15 protein-coding genes are annotated in these 18,830 nt (G+C 56.4%); 11 read left to right on the forward strand and 4 right to left on the reverse strand.

Annotated features, from left to right (window positions below; translation table 11 throughout):
- Positions 1 to 410: 410 nt before the first annotated feature.
- Together EAO39_RS18790 and EAO39_RS18795 are read left to right on the forward strand one after the other, a co-directional pair.
- Positions 411 to 1,397 (forward strand): 3-hydroxyacyl-CoA dehydrogenase NAD-binding domain-containing protein, encoded by a 987-nt coding sequence (locus tag EAO39_RS18790; protein WP_276209326.1) that lies wholly within the window; start codon positions 411 to 413, stop codon positions 1,395 to 1,397.
- A 12-nt stretch (positions 1,398 to 1,409) separates the two neighbouring features.
- Complete coding sequence (locus EAO39_RS18795; RefSeq protein WP_120971254.1) at positions 1,410 to 2,225, forward strand: 3-keto-5-aminohexanoate cleavage protein; 816 nt, start codon at positions 1,410 to 1,412, stop codon at positions 2,223 to 2,225.
- A 9-nt stretch (positions 2,226 to 2,234) separates the two neighbouring features.
- On the opposite strand, the gene EAO39_RS18800 is transcribed toward EAO39_RS18795, so the two are convergent.
- Together EAO39_RS18800 and EAO39_RS18805 are read right to left on the reverse strand one after the other, a co-directional pair.
- A complete protein-coding gene (locus tag EAO39_RS18800) occupies positions 2,235 to 2,915 on the reverse strand; it encodes a GntR family transcriptional regulator (protein WP_120971255.1) in 681 nt (226 codons plus the stop codon).
- Positions 2,916 to 2,921: 6 nt separating this feature from the next.
- Complete coding sequence (locus tag EAO39_RS18805) at positions 2,922 to 4,679, reverse strand: IlvD/Edd family dehydratase (protein ID WP_120971256.1); 1,758 nt, start codon at positions 4,677 to 4,679, stop codon at positions 2,922 to 2,924.
- 111 nt (positions 4,680 to 4,790) lie between these two features.
- Between EAO39_RS18805 and EAO39_RS18810 the strand changes: the two genes are divergently transcribed.
- A complete protein-coding gene (locus tag EAO39_RS18810; RefSeq protein WP_120971257.1) occupies positions 4,791 to 5,804 on the forward strand; it encodes a tripartite tricarboxylate transporter substrate binding protein in 1,014 nt (337 codons plus the stop codon).
- A gap of 49 nt (positions 5,805 to 5,853) precedes the next feature.
- On the forward strand, positions 5,854 to 6,771 hold the full coding sequence (locus EAO39_RS18815; protein ID WP_240467124.1) for a LysR family transcriptional regulator: 918 nt from the start codon (positions 5,854 to 5,856) through the stop codon (positions 6,769 to 6,771).
- A 519-nt stretch (positions 6,772 to 7,290) separates the two neighbouring features.
- Here the strand turns inward: EAO39_RS18815 and EAO39_RS18820 are convergent.
- Positions 7,291 to 8,553 carry a putative Na+/H+ antiporter gene (locus EAO39_RS18820; protein WP_120971258.1) on the reverse strand — a complete coding sequence of 421 codons (1,263 nt, stop codon included), beginning with the start codon at positions 8,551 to 8,553 and terminating at the stop codon, positions 7,291 to 7,293.
- 554 nt (positions 8,554 to 9,107) lie between these two features.
- Here EAO39_RS18820 and EAO39_RS18825 point away from each other — a divergent pair.
- From EAO39_RS18825 to EAO39_RS18845, 5 genes are all read left to right on the forward strand, one after another.
- Positions 9,108 to 10,481: a DUF1329 domain-containing protein gene (locus tag EAO39_RS18825; protein WP_240467125.1), complete on the forward strand. Its 1,374-nt coding sequence runs from the start codon at positions 9,108 to 9,110 to the stop codon at positions 10,479 to 10,481.
- Positions 10,482 to 10,610: 129 nt separating this feature from the next.
- On the forward strand, positions 10,611 to 11,999 hold the full coding sequence (locus EAO39_RS18830; protein WP_120971260.1) for a DUF1254 domain-containing protein: 1,389 nt from the start codon (positions 10,611 to 10,613) through the stop codon (positions 11,997 to 11,999).
- An 86-nt stretch (positions 12,000 to 12,085) separates the two neighbouring features.
- A complete protein-coding gene (locus EAO39_RS18835) occupies positions 12,086 to 13,570 on the forward strand; it encodes an MBL fold metallo-hydrolase (protein WP_120971261.1) in 1,485 nt (494 codons plus the stop codon).
- Positions 13,571 to 14,006: 436 nt separating this feature from the next.
- Positions 14,007 to 14,573, forward strand: coding sequence for a hypothetical protein (locus EAO39_RS18840; protein WP_120971262.1), 567 nt, complete (start codon positions 14,007 to 14,009; stop codon positions 14,571 to 14,573).
- Between the two features lie 263 nt (positions 14,574 to 14,836).
- A complete protein-coding gene (locus EAO39_RS18845; RefSeq protein WP_120971263.1) occupies positions 14,837 to 15,214 on the forward strand; it encodes a hypothetical protein in 378 nt (125 codons plus the stop codon).
- 70 nt (positions 15,215 to 15,284) lie between these two features.
- On the opposite strand, the gene EAO39_RS18850 is transcribed toward EAO39_RS18845, so the two are convergent.
- Entirely contained in the window at positions 15,285 to 15,551 is a 267-nt protein-coding gene (locus tag EAO39_RS18850) for a hypothetical protein (protein ID WP_120971264.1), read from the reverse strand.
- Between the two features lie 365 nt (positions 15,552 to 15,916).
- Between EAO39_RS18850 and EAO39_RS18855 the strand changes: the two genes are divergently transcribed.
- Both EAO39_RS18855 and EAO39_RS18860 read left to right on the forward strand, forming a co-directional pair.
- Positions 15,917 to 16,528, forward strand: a complete 612-nt coding sequence (locus EAO39_RS18855; RefSeq protein WP_120971854.1) for a (2Fe-2S)-binding protein — start codon at positions 15,917 to 15,919, stop codon at positions 16,526 to 16,528.
- Positions 16,529 to 16,530: 2 nt separating this feature from the next.
- Positions 16,531 to 18,819 carry a molybdopterin cofactor-binding domain-containing protein gene (locus EAO39_RS18860; protein WP_120971265.1) on the forward strand — a complete coding sequence of 763 codons (2,289 nt, stop codon included), beginning with the start codon at positions 16,531 to 16,533 and terminating at the stop codon, positions 18,817 to 18,819.
- Positions 18,820 to 18,830: the final 11 nt, after the last annotated feature.

The raw sequence follows: 18,830 nt of genomic DNA on the forward strand, positions 1-18,830 counted from the left end.
AGCTACATCGAAATGTTCTACAACCCCATTCGCAGACATTCGTCTGCTGATGGTCTGTCTCCAATAGAGTTTGAGAGACGTAATTCCGTGAGGCTGGCAGCTATCTAAAAAAATCTGGTCGATTCACATAGGGTCAGCATATTGGCTAGCGGCTAGGTCAACTAGCCATGATTACGTATTCAGATGCTTCCTCAAGTGCCACTCCTAATCTGAAAACTACACGGCATATCTAGACGATGAGCAACGATCCTCTTGTCAGTGGAGACAGCTCAAAGATGAGCACTCGCAGCAAAGCTACGTTCATTAAATTGATCGATAAAACAGGACAATCATCAAAATAAATTTGCTTAACAAATTTATTCATCCCGAACACACTCCAACTCAAGACTCTTAGCACATGGAGATATCAGTTGGAGCAGACAAATTTCAATGCACCTAAGCACTTCTTTCGCCCTTCCCGCTCTCATGCCGTTGTGGTTGGTGGTGGCACTATGGGTGCAGACGTTGCCGTCGTACTGTGCCGCGGCGGATGCAAGACAACCGTTGTTGAGTCCAACGCTGAACGGGGAGCCCAAGTTCCCGAACTGGTTCAAAACGGCCTGACTCAGCTAGGGGCTGTGCAACACCAAGACAAGTTATCCGTTGTCGCTTCTTTGAACGATATCGACTGGAGCACAGTGGACCTTGTCATCGAGTGCATTCCTGAGCGGCTGGATATCAAGCAAACACTATTCGCTCAGCTGGAGCAACATGCTCGCAAGGACGCTTTGTTGGCCAGCAATAGCTCCAGTTTCCCTATCACTGCAATTGCTGAAGGTCTGCAAACTCCAGATCGTATGGTGGGCCTGCACTTCTTCATGCCAGCGCACCTGACACCACTCGTGGAGGTGGTGTGCGGTGAATCGACCAGTACAGAATGCGCTCAAAACCTGTACTCGTTCATGCGCCAGTGCGGCATGGTCCCTGTGCTGGTCAAGAAGGACTTACCTGGTTTCCTGGCAAATCGTCTCCAGCACGCGCTGGCACGCGAAGCCTTCTCATTAATTGATGCTGGAGTGGCCTCGCCTGAAGATGTAGATGCCGCCGTACGTTTTGGTTTTGGCTTTCGCTTTCTGGCGGCTGGACCTGTACTACAACGGGATCACGCGGGTCTTGAGGTGCACTGCGCCGCAGGCGCAACCATGTACCCCTCACTTGCGGCAAACAAAGAGCCGAGCCAATGCCTGTCGCAAAAAGTAGTTGAAGGCAAATTCGGTATGAAAACTGGCGAAGGCTTCTTCAAGTGGACGCCTGAGACTATTGCCAAAGAGAAGCAACGCTATCAAAAGATTTTGCTTGCTGGCCTCGAAATCCTCAAAAGCGAACTGCCTCCAGTCGGCGACGCTGTTGAGCAATAAGGAGACGCAGGCATGAGTACACCTCTCATCATCACTGTCGCACCCAATGGAGCGTACAAGACTAAAGATCAGCATCCAAATGTTCCGCTGACGGCCACCGATTTAGCTCAAACCGCCAAGCAATGTTTGGATGCTGGTGCCGCCATGATTCATATGCATGTGCGCAAGCCAGACGGCAAGCATTTGCTGGATGCCCATGCTTATCTGGAAGCAACTGCCGCTGTCCGCAAGGCTGTGGGACAAGAATTGGTTGTCCAGATCACAACTGAGGCGGCACAGGTCTATCAGCCTTATGAGCAAATGCAAGTCGCACGAGATGTCGCACCTGAAGCGATCTCTGTGGGCTTGCGTGAGATCCTCAAGCCTGAAGTTCCGGAGTCTGACATCCAGGCATTTTTCACCTGGCTGAAAAACAGCAATGTCATGACGCAGGTGATTCTGTACGACGTGGCCGACCTGCAAGCCTGGCAACGTCTGCGCGCAAACGGTGTCATTCCAGAAAACAAATGGTTTTTGTTTTTTGTTCTGGGCCGCTATTCCGCCGGTCAAACCTCATCCCCAACAGACTTGCTGCCTTTTCTTGAAGCCGACGACGGTAGCTATCCCTGGGCCATGTGTGCATTCGGACCTCAGGAGAATGCATGCGCCATTGCTGCAGCCAGCCTTGGGGGGCATGCGCGAGTTGGCTTCGAGAACAACCTGTTTCTCAAGAATGGAACCCAAGCACCCAATAACGCGGCCTTAGTGGCCCAGGTTTCCCAAGGCGCTGCTGCATTGGGCCGGCCGCTCGCGACGGCTCAGGACCTTCGCAGCATTTTTTTGAATTGAGCCACGGCTTCAAGCAAAAAGCATTTCTTGTGCCTTCAAGTAATGGTCTCTTGGAGGTACGAGATGCGCAATGGTCAGGTTGATCAGTCGTTCTCGATCACCTTCAGCCAAAACCGCCAACAACTCATGGTGTTCCTTCTGAGATTGCAATTGGCGCTCTCTCGACATCAAGGCACCAAAGCGAATCGCATGCGTTTTGCGTGCGAAGTCCTCAATGGATTGAGAAAGAAAAGCATTGCCGCATTGGGCAAACAGAAGCCGATGAAATTCTTGATTGGTCCGGAAGATGTTGCGCGGCTCCTGATTCTGGATGGCAGCATCGTGCCCAGCCTGAATTCTGTGCAACTGTTGCAATGCATCCTTGTTCAAGGGCAGCGGAATTTTCCGCATCGACTCAGCTTCGAGCAGCTCGCGCATTTCATAGAGGTGAACGACTTCAGCCTTGCTGAAAGCCTTCACCAAAGCGCCGATATTTCGCTTGCGCTCAACCAGCCCAGCACTCTCCAGCTGATTCAAAGCCTCACGCACAACGTGACGCTTGGCCTCAAATCTCTCCATCAATTCGTCTTCAACAAGACGCACCTTGGGCGCCAGAAGGCCCAGAACAATATCTTCTTCCAATGTCGCTGCAATGGCAGATGCACCGTCCCCGGAAGGACGGCGCTCATTGGCATGGACGCCCGTCGGCATATGGACTTAACTCCTTGGAATGGAACCCTTGCGTTCCGTGGCGGTCAGAAAATCAAAGTCGGCACCACGGTCAGCTTGCAGCACCGTCTTCTTAAACAAGTGCGCATAGCCTCGATCAGCTGTAGGCACTTGAACTGGCTTGGCATTCTGACGCAAGGCGAGCTCCTCATCGCTGACCAGCCACTCGATGCTGCGGTCTCGCACAGAAAGTCGGATTCTGTCGCCTGTCTGAACCCATGCCAGGGGCCCGCCAATGGCTGCCTCTGGCGTTACGTGCAAAACGATAGTGCCAAAAGCTGTTCCACTCATGCGCCCGTCGGAGACGCGAACCATGTCCTTCACCCCCTGCGCAGCCAGCTTCTTGGGGATGGGCAGATAACCGGCCTCAGGCATAGCCGCACCTTTGGGCCCGATGTTTTTAAGAACGAGCACGTCATTGGCATTGACGTCAAGGTCAGGCAAATCAATGCGTGCCGCCAGGTCTTCAACATTCTCAAAAACGACGGCTCGGCCCTCATGCTCCATGAGCTCTGGGTTCGCTGCCGACTGCTTGATGATGGCGCCACCCGGAGCGAGGTTGCCATGCAAAACAGCAATTCCACCCTGTGGAAACAAGGGAGCATCCAAGGTCTTCACGACATGTTGTTTGAAACCCGGGCCTGCCGCTTCCAGCTCCTCACCCAGAGTTCGGCCTGTCACGGTCAATGCATCCAGATGCAGCAAAGGTTTGAGTTCTCGCAGCAGCGTATGCATGCCTCCAGCAGCATGGAAATCCTCCATGTAGTGATCGCCAGAGGGCTTGAGATCAAGCAGCACGGGAGTATTGCGGCTCATCACATCCAGAGCCTTCAAGTCCAGTTCATAGCCCACACGTCCAGCGATGGCGGCCAGATGAACGATGGCATTGGTCGATCCGCCCATTGCCAGCAGAACACGCATGGCGTTCTCAAACGCAGCGGGGGTCAGGATTTTGTCGATCGTCAGACCTGCTCGGGCCATCTGTACCGCAACTTCCCCAGAGCGCTCTGCAATACGAATGCGATCGGCTGTCACAGCTGGCGGAGTTGCACTGCCAGGAATGCCGATGCCAAGAGCCTCAGCAATACAAGCCATGGTGCTGGCCGTACCCGCGACCGAGCATGTTCCGACGCTCGCCACCAATTGGTTATTGACGTCGGCAATTTCTTCACCATCAATCTCTTCGGCTCGGAACTTACCCCAGTAGCGACGGCAGTCGGTGCAGGCCCCTACCCGCTCACTGCGGTGGGACCCCGTCAGCATGGAACCAGTAACCAGCTGGACCGCAGGCAAGCCCACCGATGCAGCTCCCATCAGTTGCGCAGGCACGGTCTTATCGCATCCACCAATCAGCACCACAGCATCCATTGGCTGAGCACGCAGCATTTCCTCGGTGTCCATAGACATAAGGTTACGCAAGTACATGCTCGTCGGCTGAGAAAAGCTCTCGTGCAGCGAGATGGTCGGAAAGTCCATTGGCAGGCCTCCTGCCATCAAGATGCCGCGCTTCACCGCCTCCATCAACTGCGGCATGTTGCCATGACAGGGGTTGTAGGAACTACCCGTATTCGTGATACCGATGACCGGCCTCTCAAGAGCCTTGTCGGTGTAGCCAGCGCCCTTGATAAAGGCTTTGCGCAAGAAGAGAGAGAAGCCACGATCTCCGTAGTTGGTGAGCCCTTTGGAGATACCGCTAGAGGCAGCTTCTGGATGGATCGTTGGTTGTTGGCCTGGCTTGTTCGTCATGGGAGGGTTAACCACGGTTGGTTCATTGATTATTAATAATATTATTGATTTAAGAAAAAATCGAGCGTTCACATAAGAAAACGCGTACTTGAAAACCCTAAAGGAGACCTTATGACACCTTCAAATCACAAAACTCACAGCGCTAGTCGCCCAACCTTGCCGGCCATCTCTGCGACAGTGCTGCTCGCATTTGCCGCCATCGGCACTTCTCAGGCGCAAACTGACTACCCCAACAAGCCTGTGCGACTTGTTGTTCCCTACGCGCCAGGCGGCGCGACTGATGTCATCGGCCGCGTGCTGGCTAAACAACTGTCTGACTCCTTGGGCCAGCAGTTCGTTGTCGACAACCGTGCCGGTGCAGGTGGCAGTCTTGGTGCAGGACAAGTTGCCAAATCAACTGCGGATGGCTACACCCTGCTAATGGGTGCGTTCACAAGTCACACCATCAATGCAGCGCTGACGCCCGCAGTGACGCCCTTCGATATTCATAAGAGCTTTTCTCATATCTCGGTAGTGGGTACCGTCCCGCTCGTCTTTGTCGTCAATCCAAACGTTCAGGCCAAATCCGTTAAGGATCTGATTGCGCTTGCAAAGGCCAAACCTGACGGCATCACCTTTGCGTCAGCGGGTAACGGCTCGCCTCAGCACCTCGCTATTGAGATGTTCAAGCGCCAGGCACAGGTTGATGTAGTTCATGTTCCATATAAAGGAAGCGGACCAGCCCTATCCGACCTGTTGGGCGGACAGGTCGACGCAATGATTGATACGGTACCTGCGGCACAAAGTCAGATTAAGGCTGGCAAGCTCAGGGCGTTGGCTACAACAACCAAGGAGCGCGTACCTTCTGTCTCAGACATCCCGACTGTGGTGGATGCAGGTCTTCCAGAAATGCAGGTTAGCTCCATGTTTGCGCTGTCGGCCCCTGCAGGCACCCCGGATGCTGTCATTCAGAAGGTCAATAAAGCGCTGAAGACCATCCTCTCGAAACAAGACGTCAAGGACTCCATGCTGGCTCAAGGAGCCATTGCCACTTACAGCACATCTGATGAAACCTCCAAGATCATCAACGCCGAATATGCCAAATGGGCCAAGCTGATTAAAGACAGCAACATTAAGGCTGAGTAAGCACAGAGCGCAGAGTCACAAAAAAGCCGTGACTCTGCTGCCTATACTCATGTTGGTGGAACCCAACCTATCAACCAAAGACCTGAGAGCCGTGATTGCTCTAAGCCAAACCAGAAGCTTTGGCCAGGCTGCACTTCAAGTGCATCTTTCGCAATCTGCGCTGTCCGCCTTGATTGCACGCGTTGAATCTCAAATTGGAGCACGCCTCTTTGAACGAACAACCCGCGCAGTTGAGCTTACTGACGCCGGACAGATTTTCATCATTCATGCGCAGGAGTTGTTGCGCGACACTCAGCGAGCATTGCGTGCTGTATCAGACTCCATCCAGCTGAAAACGGGGTCCGTCACCGTAGCCGCACTTCCCTCTCTTGCTGCATCTCTGGTACCCAAGGTATTTGCTGAATTTTCGAGATTGCATCCAGCAGTACGCCTCTCATTGCTCGATACTTTGTCAGGGCCTGCGTTTGATCTGGTGCGAGATGGGAAAGTGGACTTCGCGCTCACAGCAGCAGACCCAAAACAAGAAGATCTGGCATATGAACAACTCACCACGGATGAGTTTTTACTGATTTGCCCTGAAGGTCACCCTCTTTGTTCAAAGCAGCCGCCGATCTCCCTCGAAAACACACTCGACTACCCACACGTTTCTATGTCCGGCTCAGCGAGCGTGCGTCAATACATCGATGCTGATCTGCTCAGCAAAGGATTGCGATTCACCCCCGTTTTCGAGGTTGATCACATTGCGACCATAGGCGCACTGGTGAGCGAGGGACTAGGTATCAGCGCGTTGCCTGAAACAGCGATCTCTTTGCTAAAGGCAGAACGGCTCGCACACATCCCTTTATCAGCTCCCGGTATTCAACGCCCTCTGGGTATCGTGACCCGCAGACATGCATCTCCAAGCCTTGCTGCACAAGAATTGAGCCAAATGCTTAAAACCAGTCTGTCAATGCTCCTGAAGCGCTGAGCCCCTGCAGCACTGACTTGCTAAGTCTGAAGTCGGTCCATCCATCATTCCTGCGTGCTTCACGACTTGTGTCTTACAAGACATGCTAAGTGAACACCTGCTGATCAGCTAAGCCCTCTCAAATGAAAAACCCTTGGCAGACAAGCAATTTTTTCAATACCACGCTTGGTCAACTTATGCTTTATTTCTTTCCCTTTGGCCACTTTATGGTTTATTTCGATCGGGAGAGCTGTGCCCTGTTCCTATAGGCGCGGCCAAGTTATGCTTTATTTTTAGGCCAGCAAATACTTAACGGCACAATCGCTTCAAAACCCGCTTCTCTCATAGGGAAGCGGGTTTTTCTTTGTCGCATGTAGTCGCATCCCATTCCAAGACAACCCAGCTTTTGGTTGGTATTTTTGTTGGTACCTCAATCAGGGTCAAAATCAGGTGGATCACCCGCAATACACAAAGACAGGCCGGACTTGTCCAGCTGCACAAAGGTAGTCCAGGCAAATCCATCCTCTGGTTGTGGCAGGCTCAAAGAAACATGAATGCCGCCACCGCAACGGCCGTAGGCCCCAAGGCGCCAAGCAGCAGCCCCACAGCGCTTACCGTCTCGTCCGCAAAGCCTCGTTTGAGCAAGGCCACACCGGCGGGGTTGGGCGCATTGGCGATGACGGTAAGACCACCGCCAGCCACGGCACCGGCCACCAGCATGTACTTGGATTCATCGGAGATGCCGGCAATCAAAGAGCCCAGATAGGTCAATGCCGCGTTGTCCGTGATGGCGGTCAAGCCCACTGCTCCGATGAAGAGTTCCAAAGGCTTCAAGCTCGACACAATCGGCTGCAGCCACCATTGCTGCATGCCGCCCAGAACGACCAGTCCCGCCAGAAAGAAGCCGACCAGCAAGGCCTCCTTGAGGATGAGCGGACTTTGGTGCTTGTCATAGGCCTGGGTGAAACCCAGAAACATCAGGAACAGGCCCAGAAAGATCACGGGATGGTGTGCGAACAGCACGACTCCAGCCAGCAAGAGCAGATGAACGGCTACGACCGACAGCGGTACGCGCACGTCAGTGGGCAAGTCTTCATTGCCTGGCAAGCTCGGACGCAGATGGTTTCTCAACAAGAACGTGGCAACACTGGCATTGACCAGCACGGCCAATGCGGCCTTCCAGCCAAAGGTGGCAAACATGAAAGCACTGTCCCACTGCCAGGTTGTCGCCACCATCAACACGGGCGGCGCGGCATAGGAGGTCAGCGTTCCGCCGATAGAGACATTCACAAAGAGCACGCCCAAGGCCAGATACTTCAGGCTCTCGGGCACATGGGAACGGAAGATCTGGGGCGCCAACATCAGCGCCGCAATGGTCATGGCAGCCGGCTCCGTCACCAGGGAGCCAAGCAAAGGCACGGCCGCCAGGCCCAACCAGGCGGATGCCAGCGGCGTAGGCAGCGGGGCCCAACGCGCAATGGCGTTCACCAGCAACATGACCGTGGCCAGAACGGGTTTGGAGGCCGCAATCACCATCACCACAAACACAAACAGTGGCTCCGTGTAGTTGCGTGACTCTGCGTACTGCAAAGCACTGCTGCCGCCAGAAGACAGCGCCATCAGCACGATCAGCACAATGGCCCAGAAGCCAAAGACGACCTCTACCTCGCCCAGCAGGTGGAACAAGCCAGAGTGGCGAGGAAAACGGTGAGAGAGGCGCTCAAACTGTTTGGCAGCAAAAGTGTGCGCCAGAGCAAGGGCAAAAATGGATGCAGCAATCCATTCGATAGGCAGATCGAACATGTAATCAGTGGTCGTAGCAACGCAGCGAGGCGGCCCGACCTTCGCTACTTTCCTGGTACGCCCCAATGACATGCCACCCGGGCGCAATTTTAAAGGCCAGACCTAAACCCCTGGAGTCTGAAGTGAACCGGCTGCTCCTTGGTCTTATGCGAGAAAAGTCCTGTGCCCAAGCAAGTCGACAGGGATACCGTTTTGGCCGGCCACGCCGCATCACGTTCTCCACATCGGCTCCGCATACCCCGCCTCAAGCCGCCGCACCGTATCGCGCCCATGACATCAGCCGGGTTCACCCCGTTTTTCTCTGATTTAGCGGCACAGGTTTTCCCTTGGTCATGATTCCTGTCAAGCGACTTTTGTCTCTGGAGCGACTTTTTTAAGTCATCCAACCTAGTCCCAATGAACGATGGATAGCAGCAGGACTTGCTCGAACAATGAATTTATCGATCCGGAGCCAGGAGCTAGCCAGCTTGGACTAGGCAAGCCCCCTGGCGGATCGACTTCTCATTGGGTTGTTAGTACCTCGTTTCGTTGGAAAGACTGTGATGGAGACAAAAATGAGCTTTCGTACACTGCTGGCCTTTGCCGTGACGGCCACCATGGCGGGCGTGGCCTCTGCCAAGGCTACTCCCGAAGAAATTGAAAAGCTGGGCAAATCGCTGACTTGCGTGGGTGCCGAAAAGGCAGGAACGGCCAGCGGCGTTCCCGAGTACACCGGCAAATGGCTGGGTACTCCCCCGGGCATTCAGTACACCCCGCATGTGGGCCAGCACCCGGTGGACCCTTATGCCAATGAAAAGCCGCTGTTCTCAATCACGGCAGAGAACCTGGCCAAATACGCCGCTCAACTGAGCGACGGCCAGAAGGCCATGTTTGAGCGTTATCCCAAGACTTTCCGCATTCCGGTCTATCAAGGTCACCGTGACTTCCGCTATCCGGATTATGTCTGCGCATCCGTCAAGAAAAATGCCCAGGATGCCGTGCTGAGTGCCGACGGAATGGGCGTGGAAAATGCGGTCAAAGGCGGCATTCCCTTCCCATTCCCCAAGAACGGGAACGAGCTGGGCTTCAATAATCTGTTTAATGCCCGCGCGTTTACCGAGCAGACCCTGCGTGACAACGCCTATGTGCTGCTGGATGGCTCTGCCGTCTTTGGCCGCGCCGAAAACCGCAGCATGAGCCTGGTGAACTCGCCCGACGTGGCCGGCAAGCCGCTGGAAGGTGCCATGGCCCAGGGCATGAACGCCATCAAGCTCCCCGAACGTGAGAAAGGCGGGGTCAGCGTGAACATGGAGCCAGTCAACTTCGGCAAGGACAAGCGTCTGGGCTGGAGCTATGACCCCGGCACCCGCCGCGTGCGCCAGATTCCCGAGTACGGCTTTGACCAACCCATGGGCGGCGGTGTGGGTGCCAAGATGACCATCGACTCCGACCGTCTCTTCAACGGCTCACCCATACGCTACAACTGGAAAAACCTGGGCAAAAAGGAAATCTTTGTTCCAGCCAATGCGTACAAGATTCACGCCAACACCGTGAAGTATGCAGACCTGCTCAAGCCCGGCCATGCCAACCCTGACTTCATGCGCTATGAACTGCGTCGCGTCTGGGTGCTGGAAGCCACACTGAAGGAAGGTTATCGCCACCTCTACGGCAAGCGCGTGCTCTTCATCGATGAAGACACAGGTCAAGCAGTGATGAGCGATTACTACGATGCACGCGGTCAACTATGGCAGCATGCCTTCATCAACTACTACTATGCCTTTGATGCCAGTGCATGGCATGCAGGCTCCAGCTTCTATCACGACCTGAATGCTGGCGGCTATGTGGCATACAACTTGTTCCAGGAACGCCCCAAGGGTCCGATTCTGAACAAGGGCGACATGAATCCCTCCATGTTCACACCCGAAGCTGCGCGCAACGCCGGCACCTGATCGGGTCGAGCCGCAACGCGGCTGAATACGGCTGACATCGATGGATGGCCAGCCGCTTGAAGAGAGACAAACCCAGGCAGGCTGCAAAGCACTGCCTGGGTCATCAAAACAAAAAGTCCACTAAACACCATGCACCAGTTTCGCAAGCGCGGGCTGCTGGCTTTTGCCGCCGCCGCATTGACCTTGACGATGGGGGTAGCAGCCAAGGCCCAGGAGGTCGGCGACCCAGCGCTGGACAGCCTGATCCGCGAGGCCATGCTCTATGCCTACCCCTATCAGGAATTCATGAAAATGCGGCATGAAGCGCTGGAGGTCAAAGGCTCGACCACGGCCACCACGCTCAACCACTTCCGCCACTCGCGCAAGCTCGCTACCCCGCAGGATCGCTGGGCCAACGGCCCCATACGTGACACCTTCTACTCCACCAACTGGCTGGACCTGGAAAAATCCCCTGTCATTCTCTCGGTGCCCGAGACCCATGGTCGCTATTACGTGATTGCCATGATTGGTACCGACCTCAATACCTTTGCCTACGTGGGCAAGCGCAATGGCGGTACATCGGCACGCAAGATTGCTCTGGTAGGCCCACGCTGGAACGGCAAGCTTCCTCAGGCAGACCAGATCGTGCGCGCGCCCACCCGCGACGTCTACATGAATATGCGCGTGCTGGTGACCGGAGAGGATGACCTCAAAGCCGCACATGCAGTGCAGGACGGCTTCAGCATCAAGCCCGTGCTGCAGGCCGCCGAGGACAGCCCGCGCATCAAGCCCCTGGCACAGGACTGGGGCCGCTTTGTGGATGTGGCCAACGAAGCTCTGATGCGCAACCCGCCACCGGGCACCGAACAGAAATTGCTGGAGCGCTTTGCCCAGGTTGGCATCTGCGGCCAAAACTGCAGCTGGGACAAGCTGCCCAAATCGGTACAGCAACGCTGGCTGGCATTGGCACCCGATATAGAAAAAAACGAACTCAAGAATCGCCTGAACGCCGCCCGCAAGACCGCCGATCCCAATCGCCGCAATGGCTGGACGCCCTACCGCCTGCCGGACGGTTTTGGCAACAACTACGCCATGCGCGCCTCGTCAGCCGCCATGTCTGGCGGCATTCTGGGTGTGGAAGCCGCAGAAGCCACCTACTTTGCTGCCAGCGTGGACGGCAGCAACCAGCCACTGGGCACAGGCAATAGCTACCGCCTGCACCTGCCTCAGGGTCGTTTGCCTGCCGATGCGTTCTGGTCCATTTCCCTCTACGAGTTTGTGACCGGCGGCCAGTACATGGTTGAGAACCCCATCAACCGCTATTCGATTGGCGACCGCACCAAGGGCATGAAATTCAATGCCGATGGCAGTCTGGACATCTGGCTGCAACCCAATGACCCCGGCACCGAAAAGCGCACCAACTGGTTGCCCACACCCGCCCAGAATCGCTTTTATCTGATGGCCCGCGCCTACCAGCCCTGGCCCGAGGTGCTGGATCCGTCCTGGATATTGGAGCCTGTCGAACGGGTTCAACCCTAGTTCCGGCAAGAGCGATTCAGAAAAAAACACTGCCCATCCGACCTGCCTGCAATGCAGGCAGGTTTTTTTGATTAGCTAAAAAATCAATGAAGATGACACAGCATTTGCGCCAACATATTTTGATTGCCTCCCTGGCCTTGAGCCAGCTATATGCAGGCAATGCGTTCGCCCATGAGCAGGATGACCGCGGAGGTTCTGGTGCCAAGAATCCAGCGGTTGTCGCTGCCAGAGCCCAGGTCTTCAAAGCCAACCCTCAGATGGCCCGCTCCATCGTGGAAGGCGGGGGCTTTGGTTCCGAACTCTCTTATGCGGTGGCCAACAGCATGTACAGCCGCACCGACCAGGCTGCCATAAATGATGCACGCGCCAAGCTCAAGATCGAGGCCGTCGCGCCCCGCACCTGGCTGCTGCGCTTTCCCATAGTCAATGTGGTGGTCTTTGAGACGGACGAAGGTCTGGTGCTGGTGGACAGCGGCTACGCCCCCGCCGGCCCCGCCTTGGCCGAGACGCTGAAGAAAATCAGCAGCAAGCCTTTGCACACGGTGATCCTCACCCACTTCCATGCCGATCATGCTTTTGGCGCCTGGGCCCTGCTTGATCAAAAGCCCCGCATCGTGGCCGAAGAGCGCTTCATCAGCCAGATGGAGCTGGACATGCGCAGCAACGGCCTGATCGCCCGCAACAACCAGCAGAGCGTGGCCGATGTGCCGCGCAGTTGGGACAGCGCAGTACGCCCCACTCAGACCTTTCATGAAAAAACCACGCTCAAGATCGGTGGCGAGGAATTCGTTCTGACCCATGCACGCGGCGAGACCGAGGACCAGATCTGGGTCGCAGTCCCTCGCCGCCAAACCGTGGTCAGCGCCGACTACTTCCAGGGCTTTTTACCCAATGCAGGCAATGGCAAGCGCCGCCAGCGCTACCCCGAAGAATGGGCGCAGGCATTGCGCGATATGGCTGCCCTCAAGCCCCAGCTGCTGCTGCCAGCCCATGGACCGGCCATCACCACGCCCGAGGAAATTCAGGACCGACTGCCCGCCCAGGCACAGATGCTGGATACCATTTCAGCCCAGGTCGTCACCGGCCTGAACAGCGGCGAGCGCCGCGATCTGGTCATCGACCAGGTGGCCTTGCCGCCCGAGCTGGCCAAGCGCCCCGATGCACGGGAGCTGTATGTCTCGGCCAAGAACATTGGCCGCATGGTGGTCAGCGAGTACAGCGGCTGGTGGGATGACGTTCCCTCGCACTGGAGCCCTGCGCCGCTGGTCAAGGAAGCACAGGAACTGGCCCATATGGCCGGTGGTGCCAAGCAATTGATCAAACGCGCTCAGGCATTGGCAGCAAGCAACCCGGAGCTGGCATCCCATCTGGCCGACTGGGCCTGGTATGCCGACAGCAATGACCCCGACGTGGTGCAAGGGGCGCTGGATGTCTACTCCAAGCGTGTGGCCAAGCCGCTGCCCACACAGGAAGCCTTGGTGTATGCAGAGCACATGGTGCACCTGCAACTCAAGCTCAACGGCCTCAAGCCTAAGCCTACCGCCGTGAGCCAAAAAGCAGCGGTCAGGTAGCTCGCCATCAAGCCTGGGCCAGGTGCCCTTATACCTTGCTCAGGCCTTCTTGAGCTTCTGGAAATTTCGCTAGCGACAGCAATAGTTCGTGTTTTATGGGTCGCTCCAGGCACGTCCTTGGTACTGGGCCACGTCACACTGAAAACGTGAAAAGAGACTGTCTTCTCAAAAAAACACTACCAAAAAGGTAAGCGTATGTCTGCCAAGAGGTCTCGCTTGTTACCTGCGCCAGAGAGAGGACGTAACAACGTAGGCACATCCCCACTGCGCTCCGTTTGGATGCCTGACAGCTGTTTTGCCTTGACCTTCTTAGACTGAAAATTCGTCGCACTCGCTGGCGAAGGTCTATCAAATGGTCTGTGCATAAGGCTTGGGCGCTATGGAATTTCTATAGCCACTTGCTTTTTCAGGCCGCAAAACCCATTAGGAGAATCCTATGAAAATTCGCCCTCAGCTTTTCGCCGTTTGTACTGCGGCCTTCATGGTCAGCTCAGCTTTTGCTCTGACGCCAGCTGAACACAAGGCGGAGAAGGCCAGGATCGAAGCCGAGTACAAATCAGCCAAGGAACAATGCAAGGCGCTCAAAGACAATGCCAAGGATGTGTGCTCGGAACAAGCCAAGGGCCATGAGAAAGTCGCCCAGGCCGAGCTGGACTACAAAGCTGCTGCCAACGAAAGCAATCGCTACAAGCTGGCCAAAGCCAAGGCCGATGCAGACTATGACGTAGCCAAGGAAAAATGCGACGACTTGGCCGGCAATGACAAGGATGTCTGCAAGAAGGATGCCAAGGGAAATCACATCAAGGCCCTGGAAGCAGCCAAGGTCGCGCAAGTGAGCCATGACCCCGGTGCCAAGCCCTCCGACCTGGCCCAAGCCCGCAAGGATGCCAGCGACAAGACACGCGAAGCGGACTACAAGGCCGTCAAGCAGCGCTGCGATGCACTGTCTGGCAATGCCAAGGAAACCTGCATCACCGATGCCAAACGCCAATACGGACAGTAAGCGCACCGACTTGATTTCATAGGGCCGCAAGGCCCTTTTTTTGTGGCCCGTGTCATCGCGAGATATGACGCATACAGCAAGTTTCCGTCCGCACAATGCTCAAGCACCCAGGCGAAAAATTGGTGCCGAGAAACTGGAAAAGTAACAATAAGCTTGTGTATCTTCTGTTTTAGCTGGTAATTTAGGTGCAGGCCAAATACATTCTTGGTGTAAGTTAAATGACTACATCCAATTTCCGAATCCAGCAGTCCTACGCCTGAACCATGATCTACCCTTTTGCCGCACGCCTGCAGACATGGATTTCCCGTCTGCAAGCCGCACAACCTTGCAGCTCACAGCAGACGGCCCATGACATGGTCATTGATCTATGGATTGCGGTGAACAGTGAACTGGGAGCCCCCGAGTCGCTGATCAAGGCATTGCGCCGCCGCAGCTTCAGCCAAGCACATGGCTGGAACGGCGTGGGTAGCGCAGTTGCATACTGGGATCTGGATGAAGAAGCCTCGGTGCGCGTCTATCTTCATGACGACGGAGCGATTGTGGTGCAGCAAATGGATGCAGAGAATCGGGAAATCCTGTTTACCCAGCCCGGCATTGCTACGGTGGGGGCGGCTGCAGCCAGCATTCCCGAGAGCTGCTAAAAAGATTGCCCGCACAAGGCGGGCAATCAAGCTGTGGGGTCGTACCAAGTGAGTCCGCCAGTCTCAACGCTCAATGCATTTGCATAGTTGGCAGGGAACTCATCTCATCCTCCGGCTGCCGCTTATTACATTTGCACTGCTGCTGACTGAAATTCAGACTTTTGATAAGTTGCCCCATCTGGAGCGGCCAGTACACAGACTTGTACTGCTTTTGAGCCAAAGGGTGCATCTCGCCTTTTAAAGAGGCTATACGCTTTTGCACCGCCGCTGTCATTGCCAGTCTCTCAGACGCCAACTTCGCTATCGGCACCACTGTTGAGACTTTTTTCTGTTGCATGGTTTTACTACTTCCGAGTGACGAACAGCAAGCCAAAGCCTGCCTGCCATGCGCCCAGAATGAACCTCAAAAGAAAACCTTGTTGTAGGAATCTGTTGCAAAGCCGCTTCGCACGGATTTTCTCCACCTAAAACCTGTTTGGCTTATGTGCACTGCCCAGTGCGGCACAGCTCATGGCAGCCGACCCAGCCGTGCGCAACAGATAAACCCTCCAGGGTTTGCAGCGCTTGCCCCCAGCGCCGCCTTCTTTGTATTGCCGCATTTCATTCAAACACCGTGAATTCTTCGCCGCATTGCACCATCAAGCAAGCAATTCATGTGAGTCTTATAATTGACTATACATAAAACCCAACACGATGGATGCCATGAAATTCACCCTGAACGGCCAGGAAGTGGACGCGCCTAGCGCAGCTCCCGATACACCTCTTCTCTATGTGCTGCGCAATGACATGCAGCTCAACGGCCCCAAGTTTGGTTGCGGCCTGGGCGAGTGCGGCGCTTGCGCCGTGCTGATTGACGGCAAGGTGGCGCGCTCCTGCTCTGTGCCTCTGAGCGTGGTTCAAGGCAAGAAAGTCACCACGCTGGAAGGCCTCTCTCCCGAAGCCAGCCAGGACGCCAAAGCCAAAGCCTTGCGCAATGCAGCCGTGCTGGATGTCAGTGCAGACAAGAGCGCAATGCCTGCAACTGCAGCGCGCACTTTCACTTTGCATGTGGTTCAGCAGGCCTTTGTCGATGCGCAGGCCGCACAGTGCGGCTACTGCACCAACGGCATGATCATGGCTCTGGTGGCCCTGTTCAACCAGAAGCCCCAGGCCAGCGATGACGAAGTCAAACACGCTTTGTCGGGTCATCTGTGCCGCTGCGGCACTCATGTGGAAATCATGCAGGCCGCAGCCCGTGCCCGCGAGCTGATTGCGCAGGGCCGCAGTGCAGCCATTCCCGCCGCTGCCGCATCCAAAGAACAAAAGGCCGCTTGATCATGAAATTCTTTACCAAAGACAATCAAGCACAACTCACCCGTCGTCAACTGCTCAAGGCCGGCGGCATGCTGATGGTCGGCTCCATGGCCGGCGGCCATTTGCTGATGGCCCAGACTGCCCCCGAAGCAGCCGCCAAGGGCGCTTTTGCGATTCCTTCGGCAAAGTTGGTGGACAGTTTCATCGCCATTGGTGCCGATGGCTCCGTCACCGCCTACAACGGTCACGTGGACCTGGGCACAGGCATACGCACGGCGCTGGGTCAGCTGGTGGCAGACGAGCTGTATGTGGACTTCTCCGCCGTGACCATGGTGCTGGGCCACACAGCCCGCACCCCCGACCTCGGCCCCACGATTGCCAGCAACACCATTCAGGTCTCGTCCCTGCCCATGCGCCACGCCGCAGCACAGGTACGCCAGTTGCTGATCAAACTGGCCAGCGAGAAATCCGGCGTTCCTGCCGAGCGCATCACCACGCAAAAAGGCTTTGTCATCGCCGGCGGCAAGCGCTTTGGCTATGGCGAGCTGGTGCAAGGCCAGGATCTGCAGATCGAAGTAGACGAAAAGATCGCGCTGCGCAAGTCGGGCTTTGAGTACGTAGGCAAGTCGGTGCAACGCGTGGACATTCCCAATAAGGTGCTGGGCGCGCTCACCTACATCCACGATCTGCGCGTGCCCGGCATGCTGCACGGCCGCGTGATTCGCCCCCCCTATACAGGCGCTGATGCCACGGCTCCTCTGGGCTCCAGCCTGGTCTCGGTCGATGAAAAGTCCATCGCCCACCTGCCCGGCATCGTCAAGGTCGTGATCAAGGGCGACTTCGTCGGCGTGGTCGCCGAGCGCGAAGAGCAGGCCATTGCGGCCATGCACCAGCTCAAGGTCACCTGGAAGGAATGGGCCGGTCTGCCCGACCTGTCCCTGAACGGCCTGCACCAAACCCTGGTCGATCACAGCAAGACCGATCGCGTACTGCAAGAAGACGAAGGCTCGCTCCAGGCAGTAGAGCAAGCCAAGATTCAGCTGACACGCGACTATGTCTGGCCTTATCACGCCCACGGCTCCATTGGCCCATCCTGCGCGATTGCGGAAGTGGGCAATGGCCAGATTCAGGTCTGGACCGGTTCGCAAAACCCTCACGACGTGTGCAAGGACATCTCCAAGCTCATGGACGTGAACGCCGACAACGTCAACGTGACCCGCCTGGAAGCCTCCGGCTGCTACGGCCGCAATTGCGCTGACGACGTCTGCTCCGATGCCGTCCTGATGTCTGCCGCTGTCGGCGGCAAGCCTGTGCGCGTGCAGCTGATGCGCGAGCAGGAGTCCGGCTGGGAGCCCAAGGGCACCGGCCAGCTGATCCGCGTGCGCGGCGGCATGGACGAGCAACACAATGTGACTGCCTACGAGCTGCGCACCTGCTACCCGTCTAACAACGCTTCCGCGCTGGCCCTGATCCTGACGGGCAAGGTTTCCGCCAAGATCGATGCCCAGCAAATGGGTGACCGCACGGCGATTCCGCAGTACGAATATCCGAAGATGCGCATGATTTCGCAGGATGCCGTGCCTATCGTGCGCGCCTCCTGGATGCGCGGCGTTTCCGCCTTGCCCAATGTTTTCGCGCATGAATCCTGGATTGATGAGTGCGCTTATCTGGCCAAAGCCGACCCCATCGAGTACCGCCTGCGCTACCTCAAAGACCCGCGCGCCGTGGCGCTGATTGCCGAAGCCAAGAAGCAGTGCAACTGGGTTGCAGGCCCAGCCCACCGCACGCCAGCCCCCGACGATCAACGCTTGGTCAAAGGCCGTGGTTTTGCCTATGCGCGCTACATCCATAGCAAATTCCCCGGCTATGGCGCAGCCTGGGCCACCTGGGTGGTCGATGTGACCGTGGATCGTGAAACCGGCACAGTCAAGGTGGACAAGGTCTTTGTGGCACAGGACACCGGTGCCATGGTCAACCCCGCAGGCGTGCGCCATCAGGTGCACGGCAATGTGGTGCAGTCCACCAGCCGCGTGCTCAAGGAATTTGTCACCTTCGACAAGAGCGGCGTGACTTCGCTGGAATGGGGCGGCTACCCCATCCTGCGCTTTGACGAACTGCCCGAGATCGACTCCCTGCTGGTCGAGCGTCCCGACGAAGCGCCCATGGGCGCCGGCGAATCGGCTTCCGTGCCCAGCGCGGCTGCCGTGGCCAACGCCGTCTTCGATGCTGCCGGCATCCGTCTGCTGGAAGTGCCGTTCACGCCCAGCCGCGTGCTGGCTGCGCTCAAGGCAGCCAAGACCGCATCCAAGTGACCCACAAAGCA

The organism is Comamonas sp. lk, from assembly GCF_900564145.1.
In the GTDB taxonomy this organism is placed as follows: Bacteria; Pseudomonadota; Gammaproteobacteria; order Burkholderiales; family Burkholderiaceae_C; genus Comamonas.